Annotated in this window: 25 protein-coding genes; 16 read left to right on the forward strand and 9 right to left on the reverse strand. The window is 57.4% G+C overall.

The genetic code is table 11. The annotated features are described in order from the left end of the window. Window positions 1-130: 130 nt before the first annotated feature. On the forward strand, window positions 131-1462 hold the full coding sequence (gene tig, locus ACRZ9U_RS08505; RefSeq protein ID WP_170396960.1) for a trigger factor: 1332 nt from the start codon (window positions 131-133) through the stop codon (window positions 1460-1462). A 95-nt stretch (window positions 1463-1557) separates the two neighbouring features. On the opposite strand, the gene ACRZ9U_RS08510 is transcribed toward tig, so the two are convergent. The 6 genes from ACRZ9U_RS08510 to rpsF form a co-directional block, all read right to left on the reverse strand. Next, window positions 1558-2412, reverse strand: a complete 855-nt coding sequence (locus tag ACRZ9U_RS08510; RefSeq protein WP_170396444.1) for an acyl-homoserine-lactone synthase — start codon at window positions 2410-2412, stop codon at window positions 1558-1560. Window positions 2413-2531: 119 nt separating this feature from the next. Further along, window positions 2532-3233 (reverse strand): autoinducer binding domain-containing protein, encoded by a 702-nt coding sequence (locus ACRZ9U_RS08515; protein ID WP_170396446.1) that lies wholly within the window; start codon window positions 3231-3233, stop codon window positions 2532-2534. Window positions 3234-3511: 278 nt separating this feature from the next. Further along, on the reverse strand, window positions 3512-3997 hold the full coding sequence (locus ACRZ9U_RS08520) for a lytic transglycosylase domain-containing protein (protein ID WP_170396448.1): 486 nt from the start codon (window positions 3995-3997) through the stop codon (window positions 3512-3514). Between the two features lie 153 nt (window positions 3998-4150). Beyond that, the gene (gene rplI, locus ACRZ9U_RS08525; RefSeq protein WP_170396450.1) at window positions 4151-4771 is read right to left on the reverse strand and encodes a 50S ribosomal protein L9; all 621 of its coding nucleotides are present in this window, start codon (window positions 4769-4771) and stop codon (window positions 4151-4153) included. 12 nt (window positions 4772-4783) lie between these two features. Beyond that, the gene (rpsR, locus tag ACRZ9U_RS08530) at window positions 4784-5011 is read right to left on the reverse strand and encodes a 30S ribosomal protein S18 (protein ID WP_005608650.1); all 228 of its coding nucleotides are present in this window, start codon (window positions 5009-5011) and stop codon (window positions 4784-4786) included. Between the two features lie 27 nt (window positions 5012-5038). Then, entirely contained in the window at window positions 5039-5392 is a 354-nt protein-coding gene (rpsF, locus tag ACRZ9U_RS08535) for a 30S ribosomal protein S6 (RefSeq protein WP_068332653.1), read from the reverse strand. 278 nt (window positions 5393-5670) lie between these two features. Between rpsF and ACRZ9U_RS08540 the strand changes: the two genes are divergently transcribed. Both ACRZ9U_RS08540 and ACRZ9U_RS08545 read left to right on the forward strand, forming a co-directional pair. Next, window positions 5671-6180, forward strand: coding sequence for a hypothetical protein (locus tag ACRZ9U_RS08540; RefSeq protein WP_255612061.1), 510 nt, complete (start codon window positions 5671-5673; stop codon window positions 6178-6180). Between the two features lie 126 nt (window positions 6181-6306). Next, window positions 6307-6879, forward strand: a complete 573-nt coding sequence (locus ACRZ9U_RS08545) for a YceI family protein (protein WP_170403153.1) — start codon at window positions 6307-6309, stop codon at window positions 6877-6879. 55 nt (window positions 6880-6934) lie between these two features. On the opposite strand, the gene ACRZ9U_RS08550 is transcribed toward ACRZ9U_RS08545, so the two are convergent. Then, complete coding sequence (locus ACRZ9U_RS08550; RefSeq protein WP_170403150.1) at window positions 6935-8164, reverse strand: cytochrome b/b6 domain-containing protein; 1230 nt, start codon at window positions 8162-8164, stop codon at window positions 6935-6937. A 172-nt stretch (window positions 8165-8336) separates the two neighbouring features. On the opposite strand from ACRZ9U_RS08550, the gene fabD reads away from it, so the two are divergent. The 7 genes from fabD to mltG all read left to right on the forward strand — a co-directional run bounded on the left by fabD (window position 8337) and on the right by mltG (window position 14676). Beyond that, window positions 8337-9275: an ACP S-malonyltransferase gene (gene fabD / locus ACRZ9U_RS08555; RefSeq protein ID WP_170403147.1), complete on the forward strand. Its 939-nt coding sequence runs from the start codon at window positions 8337-8339 to the stop codon at window positions 9273-9275. 44 nt (window positions 9276-9319) lie between these two features. After that, window positions 9320-10057: a 3-oxoacyl-[acyl-carrier-protein] reductase gene (gene fabG / locus ACRZ9U_RS08560; protein WP_170396459.1), complete on the forward strand. Its 738-nt coding sequence runs from the start codon at window positions 9320-9322 to the stop codon at window positions 10055-10057. A gap of 210 nt (window positions 10058-10267) precedes the next feature. Further along, window positions 10268-10501: an acyl carrier protein gene (locus ACRZ9U_RS08565; protein ID WP_008756330.1), complete on the forward strand. Its 234-nt coding sequence runs from the start codon at window positions 10268-10270 to the stop codon at window positions 10499-10501. A gap of 141 nt (window positions 10502-10642) precedes the next feature. After that, window positions 10643-11182: a GNAT family N-acetyltransferase gene (locus ACRZ9U_RS08570; protein ID WP_170403143.1), complete on the forward strand. Its 540-nt coding sequence runs from the start codon at window positions 10643-10645 to the stop codon at window positions 11180-11182. A 123-nt stretch (window positions 11183-11305) separates the two neighbouring features. Then, window positions 11306-12049 carry a 1-(5-phosphoribosyl)-5-[(5-phosphoribosylamino)methylideneamino]imidazole-4-carboxamide isomerase gene (locus ACRZ9U_RS08575; protein ID WP_170396463.1) on the forward strand — a complete coding sequence of 248 codons (744 nt, stop codon included), beginning with the start codon at window positions 11306-11308 and terminating at the stop codon, window positions 12047-12049. Between the two features lie 203 nt (window positions 12050-12252). Beyond that, a complete protein-coding gene (gene fabF / locus ACRZ9U_RS08580; protein ID WP_170403139.1) occupies window positions 12253-13518 on the forward strand; it encodes a beta-ketoacyl-ACP synthase II in 1266 nt (421 codons plus the stop codon). Further along, window positions 13519-14676: an endolytic transglycosylase MltG gene (mltG, locus tag ACRZ9U_RS08585; RefSeq protein WP_170403136.1), complete on the forward strand. Its 1158-nt coding sequence runs from the start codon at window positions 13519-13521 to the stop codon at window positions 14674-14676. A 113-nt stretch (window positions 14677-14789) separates the two neighbouring features. Here mltG and ACRZ9U_RS08590 read toward each other — a convergent pair whose 3' ends face one another. Next, window positions 14790-16049 (reverse strand): DEAD/DEAH box helicase, encoded by a 1260-nt coding sequence (locus ACRZ9U_RS08590; protein ID WP_170403133.1) that lies wholly within the window; start codon window positions 16047-16049, stop codon window positions 14790-14792. A 325-nt stretch (window positions 16050-16374) separates the two neighbouring features. Here ACRZ9U_RS08590 and ACRZ9U_RS08595 point away from each other — a divergent pair, with 325 nt between their 5' ends. The 3 genes from ACRZ9U_RS08595 (at window position 16375) to ACRZ9U_RS08605 (ending at window position 19065) form a co-directional block, all read left to right on the forward strand. After that, window positions 16375-17262: a DMT family transporter gene (locus ACRZ9U_RS08595; protein WP_170403131.1), complete on the forward strand. Its 888-nt coding sequence runs from the start codon at window positions 16375-16377 to the stop codon at window positions 17260-17262. Between the two features lie 179 nt (window positions 17263-17441). Continuing rightward, window positions 17442-17786: a hypothetical protein gene (locus ACRZ9U_RS08600; RefSeq protein WP_039536221.1), complete on the forward strand. Its 345-nt coding sequence runs from the start codon at window positions 17442-17444 to the stop codon at window positions 17784-17786. Next, window positions 17695-19065 (forward strand): DNA-packaging protein, encoded by a 1371-nt coding sequence (locus tag ACRZ9U_RS08605; protein WP_480885818.1) that lies wholly within the window; start codon window positions 17695-17697, stop codon window positions 19063-19065. Before ACRZ9U_RS08600 ends, ACRZ9U_RS08605 begins: the two co-directional genes overlap by 92 nt. A gap of 73 nt (window positions 19066-19138) precedes the next feature. On the opposite strand, the gene ACRZ9U_RS08610 is transcribed toward ACRZ9U_RS08605, so the two are convergent. Next, entirely contained in the window at window positions 19139-19393 is a 255-nt protein-coding gene (locus ACRZ9U_RS08610) for a hypothetical protein (RefSeq protein ID WP_170396475.1), read from the reverse strand. A 423-nt stretch (window positions 19394-19816) separates the two neighbouring features. Between ACRZ9U_RS08610 and ACRZ9U_RS08615 the strand changes: the two genes are divergently transcribed. From ACRZ9U_RS08615 to ACRZ9U_RS08625, 3 genes are all read left to right on the forward strand, one after another. After that, complete coding sequence (locus ACRZ9U_RS08615; RefSeq protein WP_170734841.1) at window positions 19817-20029, forward strand: hypothetical protein; 213 nt, start codon at window positions 19817-19819, stop codon at window positions 20027-20029. Window positions 20030-20441: 412 nt separating this feature from the next. After that, on the forward strand, window positions 20442-21602 hold the full coding sequence (locus ACRZ9U_RS08620) for a phage portal protein (protein ID WP_170403126.1): 1161 nt from the start codon (window positions 20442-20444) through the stop codon (window positions 21600-21602). Further along, the gene (locus ACRZ9U_RS08625) at window positions 21595-21813 is read left to right on the forward strand and encodes a GTA head formation protein, RCAP_rcc01685 family (protein WP_170403123.1); all 219 of its coding nucleotides are present in this window, start codon (window positions 21595-21597) and stop codon (window positions 21811-21813) included. Before ACRZ9U_RS08620 ends, ACRZ9U_RS08625 begins: the two co-directional genes overlap by 8 nt. The last annotated feature ends 26 nt before the right edge of the window (window positions 21814-21839 follow it).

Below are 21839 nucleotides of genomic sequence, written 5' to 3' on the forward strand. Positions count from 1 at the left end.
CTGTAATAGGGGTAAAACCAGCCTGAAAGGGCCTTTGCCTCTTGCACGCAGGCGGCTGTGCAAATAGAAGGCGTCAAATTTGCCCGGCGCGCCCGTTTTGCGCGCCCCGAATCCTATGGGGACTACCAAAATGCAGGTTACCGAGACGCTGAACGAAGGTCTGAAGCGCGGCTACAACATCGTTGTGACCGCAGCCGAGCTGGACGACAAGGTCAACGAGAAACTGACCGAAGCGCAGCCCGAGGTTGAAATGAAGGGTTTCCGCAAAGGCAAGGTGCCGATGGCTCTGCTGAAAAAGCAGTTCGGCCAGCGCCTGCTTGGCGAAGCGATGCAAGAAACCATCGACGGTGCGATGAACAAGCACTTTGAGGACAGCGGCGAACGTCCTGCTTTGCAGCCCGAGGTCAAGATGACCAACGAGGACTGGAAAGAAGGCGACGACGTAGAAGTTGCGATGTCCTACGAAGCGCTGCCCGAGATTCCGGAAGTTGACCTGAAATCGGTCGAACTGGAGAAGCTGGTTGTCAAAGCGGACGACGCAGCCGTGGAAGAAGCGCTGAACAACCTGGCTGAGACCGCGCAGAACTTCAAAGCGCGTCGCAAAGGTTCGAAAGCCAAAGACGGTGACCAGATCGTGTTCGACTTTGTTGGTAAGGTTGACGGCGAAGAGTTCGAAGGCGGTTCGGCTGAAGATTACCCGCTGGTTCTGGGCTCGAACAGCTTCATCCCCGGCTTTGAAGAGCAGTTGGTTGGTGTGAAGGCCGAGGAAGAAAAAGACGTCAACGTCACCTTCCCCGAAGAATACGGTGCTGAGCATCTGGCCGGCAAAGACGCCGTTTTCACCTGCACTATCAAAGAGGTGAAAGAGCCGGTCGCGGCTGAGGTCGACGACGAGTTGGCCAAGAAATTTGGTGCCGAAGATCTGGCTGGGTTGAAGGCACAGATCGCCGAGCGACTGGAAGCCGAATATGCTGGTGCGTCCCGTGCAGTTATGAAGCGCGCTTTGTTGGACGTGCTGGACGAGAAAGTCTCGTTCGACCTGCCGCCGTCACTGGTAGAAGCCGAAGCCAAGCAGATCGCACACCAGCTGTGGCACGAGGAAAACCCTGACGTTGAAGGTCACGATCACGATCCGATCGAACCAACCGACGAGCATAACAAGCTTGCCGAACGCCGCGTGCGTCTGGGCCTGCTGCTTGCCGAACTGGGCCAGAAGGCCGAGGTTGAAGTGACCGACTCGGAAATGACACAAGCGATCATGAACCAGGCGCGTCAGTACCCGGGCCAGGAGCGCCAGTTCTTTGAATTTGTGCAGCAGAACGCCCAAATGCAGCAGCAGCTGCGTGCGCCTATCTTTGAAGACAAGGTTGTCGACTACGTCTTCGAACTGGCTCAGGTTGCGGACAAAGAAGTCAGCAAGGACGATCTGCAAAAAGCCGTTGAGGCACTGGAAGAGGAATAATCCTCTTCCTTCCCCCATTAGGGGTCAAAAAAAAGCGGAGCCGTCTCGAATTAGACGGCTCCGCATGGGTGGCTTTGTACTATGAGGTGAGGGGGTCAGGCCTCATGAGCAAAAGCACGGGGGGTCTGTAACAGAGCGGTCTTCTGCTCTGGGGTGAATGTGTCGGACAGCGCTTCGATCAGTTTCAGCACTGCCTGCCTTTCTTCTTCCGTCTTGGCCGCACTCATCTGTTCGACAAAGTATTTCTCAAGATCGGTGAGCGGCTTGTGGTCGCGATTTGCGGGGCTGAGTTTGGCGGCCTTTTTGGCCTCGAAGAACTCTAACGCCTTTTCTTCTTCGATAAAGACATCGTGGTGAATGTCTGCGAATTCGCGAAGGCCCGAAATCCTTTCTTCTGTGCAATCCAGCAACGCCGCCATGGCCGGTACCTTGCCCATCGGAACGGTTTCGCCCACATAGTCGTAAGGCGCACAGTTCGAGCGTTTGAGAACGCGGTTCATAACCGGGTCAATCACGGTGATGATGTCCTGGATACCCGCACTACGGCAGTATTCCAGAGATCCGATCATCAGCTCACAGGTCGCATAAGAAACCGAGTTCTTCTCTTTTCCTCGGGTCAGTCGCTGCGTATCGACACAGAAGCGGGTGGATTCCCACATGGTCGCGCTGCGCATTGGCGCTTCGCCGCACAAGATGTCCGAGAAGACATCTGAAAGCATGTGCGGGCCGGTGGTCTGGAGTGCACGTACTGCGGCTACGACGTTCCCCTCATCGTCGAGACCAATTACGTATGCAGGATCCAGGTGATCGAACTGATCGATTTCTTTGCCGTCTTCGATGTGGACGTCCCATCCAAGTCGTCCACCAAAAACCCGAGCGCGCAGTTCGAACATATCGTCAAGAACTTCGGTGAACAGATGTCTGTTCAGCCCATCAACTACCAAAATCATGTTAACCCCCTTCGAGTGATCTGTCTGTGGATAAAACGTTACCCGGTTTCCACAGCGAATCTATTGGGGGTTTCCCGTAATATTGGCTTTTTTTAGCCCATTTTCGGCAAAATTTGGCTTTATCCTGGGTAGATTAAGCCGATTCCGATGGCCCGACCGACAGCCTGCGGAGTCGTCAGTGCATTAAGCTTTTCGCGAGAAGAGCGCAAGTGCACCTCAACCGTGCGGTGCGAAATCGACAGGATATCGCCGATATCTTGTTGCGATTTACCCGCTGCGGCCCATTGCAAAATCTCCAATTCTCGGCTGGAGAGGGTCGGGTGGTACAGCATTCGGCTGATCGTATCTGATGTCATGACATTGTCATGGATGTGTACGGCCAATGATTGCAGGTCACTTATCACGTTGGGCACCAGTTTCTTCCACTCATCCCGGCTGCACTCGCGCACTGCGCTAAGCAAGCCGATATCTCCGTACGGCCCGCGAACCGGAATCGTAATGCCTTGATCTGGAATGCCAAAATCATGTGCATCGCGAAAAACGCGCTGGAAATCTTTACCGCGTTCCAGACGGCTCCAGTCGACCGGAGCGATACTGCGCTGGCTCATGTGCAGCGTCGGATCGATCAGGTGCAGGCCTTGCTCTTGATAGTGGGTTTTCCAGTCGTCCCCATAGGTCACATGGCCGTGAATCGTACCTGCAGCAGGATTCATACCCGCATAGGCTGCGTGGTCCATTTCATATTTGTCACAGACCTGACGCAGGAACTCGTCATACCGAGTATCCTGTTCGGGAAGAGTGCTGAGATCAACAATATCCATACGGTAACGACCAGTTAGACCCGAGTGAGCGGGCGGATCCCCTTGGCCAGGAAAATGATACTGTCTTCCCTGACGTCAAGCAGGACACCACATTTCGCTTGTCAAGACAAGAAGATGTGGGAAATGTCTGCCTTTTATAGGTAAATGTGCCTTTCGGGCACACAATTACGCACCTTTAAAAGATTTAACGTCAGAGTTGTGCAGTAGGTCATGGGATTCGCCGTGGCATTTCGAAGGTTATGTATGTGCATTACAATCGAAATGCGAATTAAACATGCCTATTCTGTGGCAGAAACCAGACCCGTCTCGACGAGCATGCCCCTGGCCTTTGCTTCGGGCCAATATCCTTTGGCATAAAGAAAGATGGCACGTTGTTGATCTCCATCAGACAAAAGCCACGCGCCTCGCAGGTATTTTCCGGCAAACTCCAGATTGGTATCGGCGTCCAGCAGGCCTTTGGCATTTCCAGTGTAACCCATTGATCGCGCAGTGGCCGGGAGGATTTGCAGAAGCCCATAATAGGGGCGGTTCACCGCCCACGGCCGATGTGTGCTTTCACGGATCGCCAGCTTGTGCACCAACTCCCGCGGGAGCTCGTAGTGGTCAGCCCATTTATTGATCGAGGCGCGAAGCTCGGGTGTTTCATTGGGGTAGAGGGGGGGATCGAACGTATCGCCGGAACCCGAGCTGCCAGGACTGCCACAAGCTGCAAGCGGTGCCATAAGCAACAAGGTTAAGACGCGGCGACGAAGGAGGGGGGTCATCAAAATACTCCTGATTGCGAATAGCGATGATATGAAACCCTCGCCGGTCTGCAAGGCCAGGCGAACAATCGGGCCGAATTTTGCTTGCGATGTAACAAAAAGAAAAAGGGCCGCGTAAAAGCGCGGCCCTTTGATATTGGATATGCAGTCAGATCAGGCTTTTGCTTCGTCTTCTTCGACCGGAGCTTCTTCGGCAACCAGATCTTCGTCTTCCGAAGCGGCAGAGCCTATGTCGTCGAACAGCTCGGCGATCTCGAATTCGGCAGCGGCTTCTTCTTCAGCAGCCAGTTCCTGGATCGATTTGCCCGATGCCTGCAGTTCGGCTTCTTCTTCCGAACGTGCGACGTTCATCTTGATCTCGACTTCTACCTCGGGGTGCAGGTTGACTGCGACCGAGTGCAGACCCAGTTCCTTGATCGGAGCGATCAGGGCAATCTGTTTCTTGTCGACGGTGAAACCAGCTTCGGTTGCAGCGTCTGCGGCGTCACGCGGGGTGACCGAACCGTACAGAGCGCCGGCATCCGATGCCGAGCGAATCACGATGAACTGCTGACCGTCCAGCTTTTCAGCCAGCGCTTCAGCTTCTTTCTTAGTTTCCAGGTTGCGTGCCTCAAGCTGCGCTTTCTGGGCTTCGAACGACGCGATGTTGGCGTTCGATGCGCTCAGCGCTTTGCCTTGGGGCAGCAGGAAGTTGCGGGCGTAGCCGGGCTTGACGTCAACGACGTCGCCCATCTGACCCAGTTTCGCAACGCGTTCCAGAAGGATAACTTGCATGTCAGTCTCTCCTTACTTCACGGCGTAGGGCAGCAGGGCGAGGAAGCGGGCGCGCTTGATAGCACGGGCCAGTTCACGCTGCTTTTTCGCCGAAACGGCGGTGATGCGCGAAGGTACGATCTTGCCACGCTCAGAGATGTAGCGCTGCAGCAGACGAGTGTCTTTGTAGTCGATTTTCGGCGCGTTCTCACCCGAGAACGGGCAGACCTTGCGGCGGCGGAAAAATGGTTTTGCGGCCATGGTTTATGTCCTTTCGTCAGGCGTTGATCAGCGGCGCTCGCGGCGGCCTTCGCGCTCATCGCGCTTCTGCATCTGGACCGAAGGGCCCTCGGCATGCTCGTCGACCTTGATTGTCAGAACGCGCATAACGTCGTCATGCAGCCGCATCAGGCGTTCCATTTCCTGAACCGCGCCCGAGGGGGCGTCGGTCTTCAGAAAGGCATAGTGGCCTTTGCGGTTTTTGTTGATCTTGTAAGCCATCGTCTTGACGCCCCAGTACTCGCTTTCGACGACGTTGCCGCCGTTGTCCGCCAGAACGGTGCCGAAATGTTCGACAAGGCTTTCTGCCTGCGCGTTGGACAAATCCTGACGCGCGATCATTACATGCTCATACAGTGGCATGTGCACTCCTGTTTATATCAAGGCGCATTTCAAAGGCGGGGCCATATGGTCCTTCGCGACCCTGCCACGAGAGGCTGCGCGATTCATAACTCCTGCGAAGGATGGCCCCGTATACACGTTTGAGCGGGCGGGGCAAGCCCTGCCACATATGCCTTTGTGAAGTCGCCCTATTTCCACTGGTGCGCCCAATTCCTGACGCTTTTCGCCCCGAGGTTGTTCATGAAGCCGGGAGAACCCGGTAGATTGGAAAACATAGACAGGGCAAGACAATGGCCGTCATGAACACAAACACTTTTGAACAATCGGCACCTGCCGCGGTATTTGATAAATCCGTCCCTGTGCTGATTACGTTTGCGCCGAATTGGCGGGCTCGGATGTTTCTTCTGCGTGCCGTTGGTGTCTTTCTGATTGTGTCGGCCTTTTCGATGTGGTTGATGCCGGGTTCGGTTATGGGGGCCGAGGTTTGGCCTATCAAGTTAGTCGCTTCGCTGATGTTCTTGATTGTTGGCGTCAGCCTGCTGACCATCGAGGTGATGGATGCGCGCCCAGACGCCTACTTTGACCCAATCCGCCGCGAGGTTCGCATTCTTCAGAAAAACGAAAACGGTCGGCCGCAAACGGTATTGCGCCGCAGCTACGACTCGCTGGGTGGCGCGCGTTTCGCTGACGACCAGGTCGAACTGTACGATGTAGACGGAAGCCTGCTGATGAAGCTGCCACTGGAATCGGCGGATGTTGGCTCAGCGCTCAAAGGTCAACTCAGCCAAAACGTAACAATTTTCGCCTGACTTTTATTCTGTTCAAAAAGGAACAGAAGTTGTGAATCAAAAAAACTTGTGTGCTGCCCTTGGGCAGCACATTTTTGTTATCGAGCAACCCATTCGGTTTGCATTCACAAATTTGCGGAGATTGTCATGAAATCCACCCTTCTTGCTGCTGCTTTGGCCGTATCAGCGACCTCGGCGTTTGCCAGCGCCGAGAAATACGTTCTGGACCCCAGCCACAGCCAGGTCATCTTCAGCTATAACCACCTTGGCTTTTCGACCACCACGGGCATGTTTTCGGGCTTTGAGGGCGAAATCATGTTTGATCAGGAAGACCCGGCAGCATCGAGCGTGACTGTTTCGATGCCGGTCGTTGAGATGATCACCGGTTGGAAACCGCGCGAAGATCACTTCATGACCGAAGATTTCTTTGGCGCAGCCGAAGGTGATCTGGTGACCTTCACTTCAACTGTTATTGAGGTCACTGGCGAAAACACAGCCAACATCACCGGTGATCTGACCATGAATGGTGTCACCAAATCCGTGGTTCTGGATGCCAAGCTTAACCAGGTGGGTGAGCACCCGATGGCGGGCAAGCCATGGGCCGGATTTGACGCCACCACAACGCTGGTGCGCAGCGATTTTGATTTGGGCCAATTCGCTCCATTCGTGGGTGACGAGGTCGAGGTCAATATTTCGATCGAGGCGCAGAAGGCCGACTAATCCCTTCATGATCCCAAAAAAAGAAACCGTCGGGGTTATGCGCCCCGGCGGTTTTTCATTTGTCGTCGCGTTCTGCCGTCAATTCAACTGCAACGATAACCGTGAACCCCAACGAATCTTCGGTGGGTTGCGATGTTCCAACGTCGAAATCCATTCGGTTGAGTTCCAGATTCCCCGACATCGTCGCTGCATCGTCGGCTAGTTCCAGCGTAAATGGCAGGACGACATCGATAGATTTGTCCCGGATTGTCAGAGGTCCTCGCGCCTCATAACCCGCATCCGTTTTGAACAGGTCGGCCTTAAATTGAGCCGTAGGAAACTGCGCACTGTCAAAAAAATCCGCACCCATCGCTTGGTCGGTGACTGTGCCGATGCTGAGTGAACCAATGGCAATCGTTACATCGACGGAACCGGCCAACCCCGGCTCGGCGGGATCCTCAAACGCTATCGCTGCAGTCCAGTCTGCAAACTCGCCGCTTACGGGACTGCCCAGTTGCGAGATAGTAATCGACAGGGATCCGTCTTCGACCTCCCATTCCGATTGAACTTGCGCAAGTTCGGCCGTGTCTTCGGATGCTTTGGACTGGTCGTCAAAGACACCGTTGGACCAACCTCCAACCAGCACCGCGCCCCAGATTGCCAAGGCGGCGAAGGCGGGAACAATGGAATGGTGCTGTGCCGGGGGTTCCGGCGCGTCCGATTGGCCGGGCAGCATACGGCGCAGGGTGCTGTCTTTGTCCACGACATGGTGTTTCAGCGCGCCCGCTATGTGCAGCACGAGTGCCACACCCAGGGCCCAGACGAACAGCCAATGCAGGCTGGCGCTGATGTCGGCAAGGAAAGCTGACTTCGGAATAAGCGGCAGGTTCTGACCAAGGGTCCATAGGATCGGCGCGAAGCCGTCGGTGGCGGCGTGGTGGATCCAGCCGCTGAGCGGAGCCAGTACAAGCGAGCCGTACAGCAGCCAGTGCACAGTTTCGGCGGCGAAGGCCTCGGGTTTGTTTTCAGCGTTCAGCAAGCCCGGCTTCGTCTGGGTAACAGCCCAAAGGATTCGGGCCAGTGCGACGAAGAACACGGTAACACCAATGGTTTTGTGCAGTGAAAACAGCTGGGCGGCGCGGGCGATGTCATCCTCGGTCGTGGGAGTGCTCGGATCGTAAATCGCATGGGCCAATTGGTTCGCGAACCAGCCCAGCGGCAGAGCCGTCAGGATCAGTAGCGCGGTCAGCCAGTGAAATGCTTTGGTTACACCACCATAGCTGGACCGGGTGTTGGTAAGGGGCATCGATTGGCTCTCCGAGTTTCTGAATTGAGGGTAAGTTAAATGGATGCCGTGTGGACACAAGACAGAGAAATGCACAGTAAAGGTGTCCTGATGCAGAACGCAGGCAATGCTTGTGCCGCGCCGATTGTCAGTTTAAACCCCGCCGAAATCTGACGTCACGCAAGAGGCACCAATGACACGCGCGTTTGTTTTCCCCGGGCAGGGCGCCCAGACCATCGGAATGGGCAAGGCCTTGGCTGAGGCATATCCAGCCGCCCGCGCCGTTTTCGATGAGGTCGATGAGGCCTTGGGCGAAAAACTGAGCGATCTGATCTGGGACGGCGATATCGCAGAGCTGACCCTGACTCAGAATGCACAGCCCGCGCTGATGGCAACCTCGATGGCCGCAATGCGCGCACTTGAGGCCGAAGGCGTTTCGATTTCAATGGCATCTTATGTGGCGGGTCACTCGCTGGGTGAATACTCGGCGCTGGCTGCGGCCGGAGCCTTGACGGTTGCCGATACTGCCCGCCTGCTGCGGACGCGCGGGCAGGCGATGCAAAGTGCAGTGCCGGTGGGCGAGGGCGCAATGGCCGCCATTCTGGGGCTCGATCTTGAAGCGGTGCGCGCCGTTGCGGAAGAGGCCGCGCAAGATGAAGTCTGTCAGGCTGCCAATGACAATGACCCAACCCAGGTAGTCGTTTCTGGTTCAAAGGCCGCTGTTGAGCGCGCAGCCGAGATCGCCAAGGAAAAAGGTGCCAAGCGTGCAATTATGTTGCCGGTAAGTGCTCCATTTCACTGTGCGCTGATGCAGCCTGCGGCAGATGTAATGGCAGAGGCTTTGGCCTCGGTTGAAATCAAAGCGCCTGCCGTGCCTTTGGTTGCGAATGTTCGCGCCGAAGCTGTGGCTGATCCAGATATGATCCGTCAGTTGCTGGTGGAACAGGTCACCGGCTCGGTTCGGTGGCGTGAGAGCGTACAGTACATGGTCGCGCAGGGTGTGACCGAAGCGTGGGAGATCGGCGCGGGCAAAGCTCTGTCGGGAATGATCCGCAAGATCGATCGAGCATTGGCGTGCACAGCGGTCGGGACGCCTGAAGATGTACAAAAAGCCGTTAACCCCGGCGCATGAACAAGGGACAGCCGCCGGATTCGGCGGCCAGAGAGGAAACATAGATGTTTGATTTGACAGGTAAGAATGCGCTAATCACCGGTGCTTCGGGTGGTATTGGCGGCGATATCGCCCGCGCGCTTTACGACGCTGGTGCAACTGTTGGCCTTTCCGGAACGCGCGTGGAGCCTCTGCAAGCTCTGGCCGACAGCCTTGGCGATCGTGCGCATGTCTTGCCGTGTAACCTGAGCGATCCCGAAGCCGTCGAGGCCCTGCCGAAACAAGCGGCTGAGGCGATGGGCTCGGTTGATATTCTGGTGAACAACGCAGGCATCACACGCGATAACCTGTTCATGCGCATGTCGGATGAAGAATGGCAGAGCGTGATCGACGTGAACATGACCGCAACGATGAAGCTGTGCAAAGGCGTGATCAGGGGCATGATGAAGGCGCGCTGGGGTCGGATCGTCAATGTCTCGTCCGTTGTGGCTGCGATCGGAAACCCAGGGCAGGCGAACTATGCTGCCTCCAAGGCCGGCATGATCGGCTTTTCCAAGGCGCTGGCGCATGAGGTTGCGACCCGTGGCATTACCGTTAATGCGGTTGCGCCGGGCTTTATCACCACCGCGATGACCGAGAAGCTGACGGATGAGCAAAAGAAGGGTCTGCTGCTCAAGGTTCCTGCCGGTCGTATGGGTGATCCGCAGGAAATCGCAGCCGCTGTGCTGTATCTGGCAAGCCCTGAAGCAGGTTATGTTACCGGAAGCACCTTGCATGTGAATGGCGGTATGGCCATGTTGTAATCGCAATTCAGGGTGGGCGCGAAAGCGTTTGCCTTGTGCGTTGTCTGTGCTATAGGCGGCGCATATGCGCAGGAACCGGTCCAAGGGCCGGTTCTCTGATTTCCCGGGGACCCGGGACCCAAACCGCCCGGAAAGGGCAAAACAAGTCCACCCCGAACGGGCAAGGGCAGAACCGGGCGGACAGCCCTGAAATTGAAATGAGGAATAGACATGAGCGACGTCGCAGATCGCGTAAAGAAGATCGTTGTTGAGCACCTGGGTGTTGAAGAGGACAAGGTTGCCGAAAACGCCTCGTTCATCGACGATCTGGGCGCAGACAGCCTGGACACCGTTGAGCTGGTAATGGCGTTCGAAGAAGAGTTCGGCATCGAGATTCCGGACGACGCAGCCGAGACCATCCAGACCTTTGGCGACGCGGTCAAATTCATCAGCGAAGCTTCCTAAGCTGACCTGACTGAGACAAAAACGGCGCTTCCGGGCAACGGAAGCGCCGTTTTTTTATGCTCTGCCACATTTCGCGCTTGCTTTGAGGCGTTGAGGCTCCGCACTCTGACACCTGAGGCAAGTTTCTGAGCGGGCAAGGGCATGATAAGATCCACCCCGATGATCAACACGGCGCGTCTGACCTTGTGTGCAATGCGCCCCGAAGATTTCAACCGGTTCGCCGAAATCTGGCGCGACCCCGAGGTTGTACGCCATATTGGAGGCACCCCGAAAACGCGCGGCGAGGCGTGGGATTCTTTCCTGCGCAACGCTGGACATTGGCAGATGACCGGGTTCGGTCAATGGGGTGTGATGCTGCAGTCGAATCGTACTCTGATCGGGCAAGCCGGGTTCTTTTATGGCAACCGGTCCCTGGGCGATGATTTTGATGGTTTTCCCGAAGCCGGCTGGGTTCTGGCCCCGGACATGCAGGGGCAAGGATACGGGTGTGAAGCCGCGCAGGCGGCGCACGACTGGTTCGACCGGATCATTCCGGGCCCGTTGGTTGCGCTGATCGACGCGGACCATGCAGCCTCACAGCGATTGGCTGAAAAGCTGGGCTACAAGCTGTTGCGCGAAGCTGAATACCGCGACACCCCCGTTCATCTGTTTCGCCGTGACGGACCTCCGACACGGGTGTGAAACGCATTGGGCAGTGCGATGCCGCAAAATGGACGAGCTTTGCCGATCTTGTGAAATAAAGCGGCAAACTGAGACTCTATGCTATCGTGGAATTACGGAATGATTCAGCGGAGGATATGAATCATGATGATTTACCCCACGATGGAGTTGCAGAACGGTCGGTGCGTTACGCTGGACAAGGGGCGTCTGGATGAAGCGATGATCTGGCATGTCGATCCGGTCGAGACCGCGCGCGGCTGGTCTGCGGCTGGAGCGGAATGGATGCAGCTTACGGATTTTGATGCGATCGAAGGCCGGGATACCAATTCCGAACTGATCGAAGAAATCATTCGCTCCTCTGAAATGTCAGTGCAGTTGGCAGGGGGGATGCGGACCCGCGAGCATGTTGAACATTGGATCAACAAAGGGGCTGGCCGAATCGTGATTGGCACACTTGCGGCCTGGGACCCGCAGTTGGTTAAGGAATTGGCCAAGCTTTATCCCGATCAGATCGTGTTGGCGGTCGATGTTTGGCAAGGGCAAGTGATGACCGAAGGTTGGCGCAGCCAAAGTGCGTTTACCCCGGAAGCCTTCATCGAAGCTTTCGCGGATACGCCGCTTGCAGCCATTCTGGTGACCGATATCGATAGCGATATGGAAGACGTCGAGGCGCAGCTGGGTCTGATTTCAGGATTGGCCGAAAAATCACGCACGCCGATCATAGCCAGCGGTGTCGTGCGTACCAGCGACGATATCTCTCGTCTCGCCTATATCTCGAATATTTCGGGTGCGATCGTAGGCCGGGCACTGTTCCGCAAGTCCGTCGATCTGTCCGAAGCATTGGAGGTCGCCCAATCGGCACACGAGCCAGTCGCCGAGTTCCAGTAAACTTCAGTACCAGACGACCCGCCTTTCCCGTTGAAGGAAGGGCGGGTTTTTGCCTTTCAGGCATCGTTCAACTCAATTGACAGAGGATTTGAACAGGTTACGGCACAAGGATGCCGGTTCAGAATATGCCGTTGCTCTTGCCCCCGCACCCCGGGCCGGGGTATGAGCGGTTCTCATAACAGGAAGCAGGCAAGAGGCACTTCATGCGCAGAGTCGTTGTAACCGGTCTTGGATTGGTCACTCCTTTGGCCAGTGGGGTCGAGGAAACATGGTCACGGCTGCTGGATGGAGAATCCGGCGCAGGACCAATCACGCAGTTTGATGCCGAGGCAAGCGGGGTCACCACGACCTATGCCTGCGAAGTGCCGCGCGGAGATGGCACCAACGGGACGTTTAATCCTGACGATTGGATGCCGCCGAAAGAACAGCGCAAGATTGAAGATTTCATCCTATATTCCATCGCTGCAGCCGAGATGGCTTGCAAGGATGCCAATTGGCTGCCCGAAGACGAAGAAGACCGCCTGCGCACGGGCGTTCTGATTGGGTCCGGTATCGGTGGGCTGGGATCAATTGCCAACACGGCCAACCTGATCCGCGACAAAGGTCCGCGCAGGGTTTCTCCGTTCTTTATCCCGGGCGCGCTGATCAATCTGGCCTCGGGGCAGGTTTCGATCCGTCATGGGTTCAAAGGGCCGAACCACTCGGTCGTGACTGCTTGCTCGACCGGTGCCCATGCGATCGGTGATGCCAGCCGCATCATCCGCGCCGGGGATGCAGACGTGATGATCGCAGGCGGCGGCGAGGGCTGTATTTGCGAAATCGGTATCGCCGGCTTCAACGCCTGCAAGGCGCTGTCGACCAAATACGCCGATGATCCGAAGAAAGCGAGCCGCCCCTATGACATCGACCGCGACGGTTTCGTCATGGGCGAAGGTGCAGGCATTGTAGTTCTTGAGGATTACGAACACGCCAAAGCGCGTGGCGCCAAGATTTATGCCGAGGTTCTGGGCTATGGGATGTCGGGTGACGCTTATCACATAACCGCGCCGTCCGAGGATGGCGACGGGGCCGAACGCTCGATGAAAGCAGCGCTGCGTAGTGCGGGGCTTGAGCCGAAGGATCTGGATTACATTAACGCGCATGGGACCTCGACCATGGCGGATACGATTGAGCTGGGCGCGGTAGAACGCCTGCTGGGGGATCACGCCAGCAACGCGACGATGACTTCGACCAAATCGGCCACTGGTCACCTGCTGGGCGCCGCTGGCGCGATTGAGGCGATTTTCTCAATCCTTGCGATCCGCGATCAGGTTGCGCCACCGACGATCAATCTGGACAATCCAGCAGTCGAAACTCCGATCGATTTGGCCCCGAATGCCAAGCGCGAGCGTGAGATCAACGTGGCCTTGTCAAATTCGTTCGGCTTCGGCGGCACCAATGCAAGTGTGATCTTCGGAAAGGTCAACTAAATGTGGCGAGCGCTCGCTTCGAACGCGTTGACAATACTGATCGTTGGGCTGTTCCTGATGGGCGGTGTCGTCCTGTGGGGGCAGTCGCAATACAAGTCCGAAGGACCGCTGGAAACCGCGATCTGCCTGCAGGTAAAGCCAGGCTCCAACATGACACGGGTCAGCCGTGACCTCGAGGATCAAGGTGCGATCAGCAGCGGGTTGATTTTCCGCTTAGCTGCTGATTACACAGACAAATCTCAGCATCTGAAAGCGGGTAGCTTTCTGGTTCGCGAAGGAGCGTCGATGGAGCAAATCGTCGACGACATAACTCATAGCGGCGCCAGCACTTGCGGGACCGAGATCGAATACCGCATTGGTGTGACCCGTATGCAGACCCGCGTGCGGGAACTGAACCCGGCGACTCTGGATTTTGATGAGGTGGCTTCCTTTGTGATCGGCGAAGAGGACGCCCCGGAAGTTTATGCAGAAAAACGCGGTGAGGCGGATACGCGTTATCGCATCTCGTTAGCTGAAGGCGTCACCAGTTGGCAGATTGTCGAGTCGCTGAAGGCGATGGATTTGCTAACCGGCGAAGTTGCCGAATTGCCAGCTGAAGGGATGTTGGCCCCTGACAGTTATGAGGTCAGACCCGGTGAAGATCGGAATGCAATTCTTGCTGAAATGCAGGAAAAACAGCAGCTTAGAATCAACGCAGCGTGGGAGGGGCGTCAGGATGGTTTACCTCTGAACAGCCCCCAAGAGATGCTGATTTTGGCTTCGATCATCGAAAAAGAAACAGGTCAGCCGGAAGAGCGTGGCCAGGTAGCCAGCGTTTTCGTTAACCGTCTGAACCAAGGTATGAGGCTGCAGACAGACCCGACGGTGATCTATGGTGTAACCAAAGGGCAGGGTACTTTGGGTCGCGGTTTGCGGCAAAGCGAACTGCGCCGTGCGACGCCTTGGAACACCTATGTCATCGAAGGGCTGCCACCCACCCCGATTGCCAATCCGGGTCTTGCGAGCCTTGAGGCTGCGGTGGCACCTGACAACACGGATTTCATCTTCTTTGTTGCGGACGGAACCGGTGGTCATGCCTTTGCCGAGACCCTGCAAGAGCACAATCGCAACGTCGCAAAGTGGCGTGAGATCGAGGCTGAGCGGAATTCCGGGAACTGATTCAATCGTCCGTGTTGTACAGGTTTGAAACGGCACTTTGTCCGACTTGTACAACACGAAGCTCTGACCCCGATAAAGCAACGGCCCGGTCAATCGACCGGGCCGTTTCTTATTCAGGCCGCTTTCGCGCGACGCGGTCGGCGGCGTTTCTGACCGCCCGGTTTGGGCGCACCAGAGTGCTGAGGTTTCGGGCCGCGACGGCGGTTGCTTGGGCGGCGCGGGATTTTCTTTGGTGAGATTGCTTCAGGCATCTCACCGCTGGCGACCGGGATTTCGATCTTCATCAGCTTCTGAATCTGACGCAGCAGGTCGACCTCTTCCGCCGAGCAGAAGGCAATGGCTTCGCCCTCGCGGCCTGCACGAGCGGTGCGGCCGATGCGGTGGACATAGTTGTCCGGTACCTCGGGCAGGTCGTAGTTGATCACATAAGCTACGCCCGGAATATCGATGCCGCGCGCGGCGACGTCGGTAGCGACGAGGACGTTCACCTCACCCGCGCGGAAGGCCTTGATGGCGCGGTCGCGCTGGCCCTGGCTTTTGTTGCCGTGGATGGAAGCAGCGTTGAACCCATCCGCGACCAGCCCCTTCATCAGCTTTTCGGCCCCGTGTTTGGTGCGGGAGAAGACCAACGTCAGCGCGTCCATGTCAGCCGAGAGGATCTCGCGCAGTTTGGCGGGTTTTGCAGGCTTTTCAACAAAGTGGATCGACTGCGTGATCTTGTCGGCTGCTTTGCCGGGGGGCGAGACCTGCACCCGTTGCGGGTTGGTCAGGTAAGCGCGGCTGAGCTCTTCCATTTGCTTCGGCATGGTGGCTGAGAACAGCATGGTTTGGCGCGGCGTGCCCAGTTCCGGCGCGATCCGACGCAGGGCATGGATGAAGCCCATATCGAGCATCTGGTCAGCCTCGTCCAGCACAAGGTGCTTGACTGAACCCAGATTAACCGCACCGCGATCCATCAGGTCGATCAGGCGACCGGGGGTGGCGACAAGAATGTCGGTGCCGCGCGCCAGAAACATGATCTGCTTGTTGATCGACTGACCACCAACCACGGTCGCGACGCGGATCTTGGTTTTCTTGGTCAAGTTGCGAAGGCTGTCGGCGATCTGGTTGACCAACTCGCGGGTGGGCGCGAGGATCAGCGCTTTGGCGGTTTTGGGATCGGGCTTGCCGGGCTGGGCCAGCAGATGGTCGATCAGCGGCAGGCCAAAGGCCAATGTCTTACCTGTACCGGTCTGGGCGAGGCCAAGGATATCGTGACCATTCAGGGCCAGCGGGATCGCCTGGTTCTGGATCGGGGTCGGTTGAGTGAAGTTGGCGCGTTTGAGCGCATCATTTAGAGCGGGCGCAAGGCCCAGCATATCGAAGTCGAACAAATATCTATCCTTTACAGCCCGAGGCAAAGGTCCACGGGCAAGTCGTGATGGGCCGCATCCGCGACCGGCAGGGGTTGTGCGAAACCTCAGGACGTGCAGGCGTTCCCTGCAGCATCTGGTTGTCGCGTCAAGAACCCTGCGTGATGGGGAACTATGGGTGAATCGGGCGCTGTTGGGGGCGGTGTCGCCCACGTGCTCACGCGGTAGCGCTGTTTGAGGGGCACATGCGCCTTGCGGTCGCGATTGTCAAGCGCCGTGTCGGCCATAAGCTTGCGCGGGTTGCGCGTTTGCCAGATACGGTTCGGAAGGTTTTATGAGTCGGGTCATGACATTCAGAGCTTTACACGGAGCGGATTTGAGGACCGCCAGCGTCGCCCTTGTCATCGGCGGGATGATGTGGGGGCTGTACTGGATTCCGGTTCGCTACTTTGTCGACCAAGGACTGGATGGCCCATGGCCGGGTATTGTGATGTACACCTCGGCGTTGATCGTACTGACGCCTTTCCTGATGCGCGAACGGCAAGCGCTTTTGAAAGATTGGCGCGGGCTGATCTTCAGCGGGATGTTCACCGGTGCTGCGTTCAGCTTGTTTACCATCAGTCTGGTTTACACAGATGTCGTCCGGTCAATCCTGCTGTTCTATCTGACACCGGTCTGGGGAACGATCCTTGGAATGGTGTTTCTGGGTGAGCGTCTTGGCCCGGCGCGAGTGCTGGGCTTACTCTGCGGTCTGGGTGGCATGTTCATCGTGCTTGGCGGAGAACAGGGGTTTCCCTGGCCGCGCAATACTGGAGACTGGCTGGCCCTGATCTCGGGGATCACTTGGGCGATGGGATCGCTGGGGCTTTATCGGACGTCCGGTATCTCTGTTCCGGGGCAGGTTTTTGCCTTTATTTCAGGCGCTTTGGTTTTGTCTCTGCTGAGCCTTCCATTCGGCGGCGGTTTGGCGTCATCAGAGGCAGTCGGCGAGATGGTTATACGAATCGGCCCGGTCGCGTTGCTGTCGGTCCTGTACACCTTGCCGATGTTTTTTCTGACGATTTGGCCCGCAACCAAGCTGACCCCGGCACGCGTTGGTCTACTGCTGATGAGCGAAGTTGTGGTGGGCCTGATCTCGGCGGCGGTCTTCTCGGGCGAGCCGTTTGGGATGAGAGAAGCATTGGGTGCGGCTTTGATCGTAAGCGCTGCGTTTCTTGAGGTCATGCGGGGCTGATCGTTAACGGATCGGACGCCGGGTGTTGCGTCCGGTTGCGTAACGCATTGACTTTGCGCGCTTTTCTTGGTATGAATTATGTCATGCTAGAAGAGGTGGGCAACGGCCCCGGGGCGACCCGGCGGTCGTTTTTCGTTTCTCTCGTGCGGAAAAACTCACGCATGAGGTCACAGGCAAACATGACTTTGATTACCCCGGAAGAGCGGATTTCTCAGACGGCTGATTTGTTGCAGTCGCTTGAGCGATCCATTCGCGATCTGCGCCAAGCAGCGGAAGAACTGCGAAAACAGATCGGTGCCGGGGAGGATGCAGACCTTGCCGGAACAGGCAAGCAACTGGGTCAGCTAGAGGGGCTGATCCGCAGTTGCCAGAAAGTGGAGACAAGCTTTGTCGAACAACATCACAGACAAGCCGGAATTGCCCAAGGGGGCTATGCGCTCGACCTTGATCGGGCACGATCTGAGATCGGGTGCAGGCTGGCTCGCCTCCGCGCCTGCTGCGGTGCAGGACAGATTTCTGAGTGAGATCGGGGAGGGGGGGCTGTGTGCCCTCCCTTTCCTGTTCGAGTTCTGGGCGCTGCCGCATCAGTTGCCGCCTGAGGGGGACTGGCGGTCATGGGTGATCATGGGCGGGCGTGGGGCCGGTAAGACGCGGGCGGGGGCCGAATGGGTGCGGTCGGTGGTCGAGGGGTCTTTGCCGTTGGAGAAGGGTGAGGCCAGTCGCGTGGCTCTGGTCGGTGAGACCTTCGATCAGGTGCGCGATGTGATGATCTTTGGTGATAGTGGGATCTTGCAGTGTTCACCGCCGGATCGGCGGCCTGTTTGGAAGGCGTCCGAACGCAAGCTGGTTTGGCCTAACGGGGCCGAGGCGCAGGCGTTTTCGGCACATGATCCCGAGGGGTTGCGCGGGCCGCAATTCGATGCGGCCTGGGTGGATGAGCTGGCCAAGTGGAAGAAGGCTGGAGAGACCTGGGATATGTTGCAATTTGCACTGCGTTTGGGGGATCGGCCTCGGGTCTGTGTGACGACGACGCCGCGCAATGTGAAGGTTTTGAAGAATTTGCTGGCGTCGCCGTCGACCGTGCAGACCCATGCGCCGACCGAGGCGAACCGGGCCAATCTGGCAGAGTCCTTCTTGGACGAGGTGCGCGCGCGTTATGCAGGTACGCGGCTGGGGCGGCAGGAGTTGGACGGTGTGTTGCTGTCGGATGCCGAAGGGGCGCTGTGGACCGGCTCGATGCTGGAGGCGGCGCGCTGTGCGCAGGTGCCCGCATTGGACCGGGTTGTCGTGGCGCTGGACCCGGCGGTGACGACGGGGTCGGATGCGGATGCCTGCGGGATCGTGGTCGTTGGTGCTCAGCTACAGGGGCCGCCCGAGGACTGGCGGGCCTATGTACTGGCTGACCGGACGGTGCAGGGCGTTGGCCCGGCGGGCTGGGCGCAGGCGGCGATTGACGCGATGGATGAGTTCGGGGCCGAACGGCTGGTGGCCGAGGTCAATCAGGGCGGGCAACTGGTGGAAGAGGTCGTGCGGCAGGTGGACCCTCTGGTGCCTTATCGCGCGGTGCGGGCGTCACGCGGCAAGGTCGCGCGGGCCGAGCCTGTAGCGGCGCTGTACGATCAGGGGCGTGTGGCCCATGTGGCCGGGTTGGACTCGCTGGAGGAGCAGATGTGCCAGATGACCGCGCGCGGGTTCGAAGGGCAGGGCTCACCCGACCGGGTCGACGCGCTGGTCTGGGCGCTCCATGAGTTAGTTGTGGGGCCTGCGGGGGCGTTTAGAAGGCCGAGGGTGCGGAGTTTGTGAGCACTCTGAGGGGTGCTCTACAAACAATCATATTTCTCCTAAAGGGCTGATCTTTAGCTGGGCGCATTCAGGTTCAGGGCGTTGGGTATTCTTGATTCCAACTGTCCTCGTATTCGCCGAGCAACCGGGACAACGTCAGCAGCGAAGAAAACAGCCTTGCGTGGACATCCGGCGACATCATTGTTTTGTAGTCATCAAGCAGCTGCACAAGAACGACTACGTTGGAGGCAAACACCTCGTAGACGTGTTTGTCGGCAGCAGTAGGTTCCTTGGTCCAGTTATTGTTCGTATCGGAGTGTCCGGACGGTGCAGGTTCGTTTTCAGTCATCGGGTGGCCTCTTCAATTTGAAGCACACGTGGGGGCATGTGAAACGCAGACAATTGCCGTGGCATGAAATCACAAGAACTTGGCGGTGATTGCAAAGGATTTAAGTTAAGTGTCCAGCAAGCCGCTAAGCCTTACAATTGGCCATGATGGATTCAGGGACAGGATTGGCCTGATCGGGTCGACGCGCCGGTCAGGGCGCTGCATGAGTTGGTGGTGGGGCCAGCAGGGGCGCATCGGCGTCCTCGGGTAAGGGCTTTGTAAGAGATAATGCTTCTTCTGCGTTCTGTTACTGTTAGTCCCGACTTGCATATCTTTGTCGGCAGCGTTTACCTGCCTCGGAATTGGGCTGAATGCGAGTAAAGTCAAATGAGTAGCAATAGGATTCTGGGCTATCTTCTGACGTGCATCGCCGTATTTCCCGTCTTGGCATCGGCGCAACTTCTGGGCAGCCCTTACGGGAAATTCACATTCGTTTTGCGGGTTGAGGACAGCGGTGATCAGGCTGGTATTCACTCCATCGCCACTGCGGTTCAGATTTTGGACAATCAAGAAAAAGTAGGATCTGAGCCTAACGCCCAGGATGCTGAACTTAGCTTTTTCTTTGCTTCCGGACGCGGTTTTATTGAGAATGATTGAGTTTCTATCAAAGCCCTCGAGCAGTTTCCTAGAGAATTGGTTGATGCAGTAGTTAATCTGCCTACCAATACTGACGTTTGTTATGTTCAAGGCTTCAAACTGTTGGTGCAAGACGGCTCTCGTACACAAAATTTGGTCGTTTCAGTTCATGATAGTACTGACGCCGAAATGGAGGATGCTTATCGGTGTTTTGCCGCGGGTGTTTGGTACTTCAAGTTTGGAAACATCGGCGGGTTTGAGGCGAGCCGTTGGAGGGAAATGCTGGCTAAAGTAATTGGCTCTAGTAGACGAGATTAATGATCATTTCTGTCCGTTGCCCACCCCCCGTACGCATCATTCCCGGGGCTTAAACTTCTTTCCGTCATAACTCCTTTCAACAAGCCGAGCAGAGCGGCGGCAGAAAGGAGCACAGATGGTATTCGATTTCTTGCGTCGTGGATCGGCTGGCGAGGCGCCCGAGGTGAAGGCGAGCGCGGCGGGGCCGGTTGTGGCGTGGCAGACGGGTGGGCGCGTGGCGTGGAGCCCTCGGGATGCGGTGTCGCTGACGCGGACGGGGTTTTCGGGGAATCCGGTGGGGTTTCGCTCGGTCAAGTTGATTGCCGAGGCGGCGGCGGCGTTGCCTTTGGTGTTGCAGGATCTAGCGCAACGGTTTGATGTTCATCCGATCCTGTCGCTGATGCGTCGTCCGAATGCGGCGCAGGGGCGGGCGGAGTTGATGGAGGCCTTGTTTGGGCAATTGCTGCTGTCGGGCAATGCTTATGTCGAGGCCGTGCAGGCCGATGAGGGCCTGCCGGTTGAACTGCATGTGCTGCGATCCGACCGGATGAGCGTGGTGCCGGGGGCGGATGGGTGGCCAAAGGCGTATGATTACGCAGTGGGCGGTAAGACGCATCGGTTTGCGGCGGAAAATATCTGTCATATCAAGTCGTTCCACCCGCAGGATGATCACTATGGGTTCTCGCCGATGCAGGCGGCGGCGATGGCGATTGATGTGCATAACAGCGCGTCCCGGTGGTCGAAATCGTTGTTGGATAATGCGGCGCGGCCTTCGGGGGCGCTGGTGTGGAAAGGCGATGGCCACGGGGTAATGGCCGAGGATCAGTTCCGCCGCCTGTCCGATGAGATCGAGCAGAATTATCGCGGGGCGCGGAATGCGGGCCGTCCGATGGTTCTGGAAGGGGGGCTGGATTGGAAGCCGATGGGGTTCTCACCGTCCGATATGGAGTTTCAAAAGACCAAGGAAGCCGCCGCCCGCGAGATCGCGTTGGCCTTTGGGGTCCCGCCAATGTTGTTGGGGATACAAGGCGATGCGACCTATTCGAACTATCAGGAGGCCAACCGGGCGTTTTATCGCCTGACCGTGCTGCCCCTGGTGACGCGGGTGGCGGCGGCGGTTTCGGAATGGCTGGTGGGCTTTACCGGCGAAGAGCTGGTGCTGAAACCCGATCTGGATCAGGTGCCTGCGTTGTCGGCGGAACGCGATGCGCAATGGGCGCGGGTCAATGGGGCCGATTTCCTGACGGATGCTGAAAAGCGGGCGTTGCTGGGGCTACCTGAGCGTGCGGATGTCTGAGGGGTATCCTCCGTTCGACTGCGCGCCGGGTCTGCGCCTGGCGGCGCATGAGCGGGTATCCGAGATCCAGCATGCGCACCTGTGCAGGCGTCTGGATCAGATCGAAGAGATGATGGAGCGGCTGGAGAAGCGGTTGTGGCTGACGGTCTATGGCGTGGCCGCCGTGATCCTTGCGCAAGCCTTTCAGTCTATCTTAGTGGTAACGCCATAAGTTCAGTATGTTACATGGAGAAGTTC

This window comes from Ruegeria sp. D7, assembly GCF_056534355.1.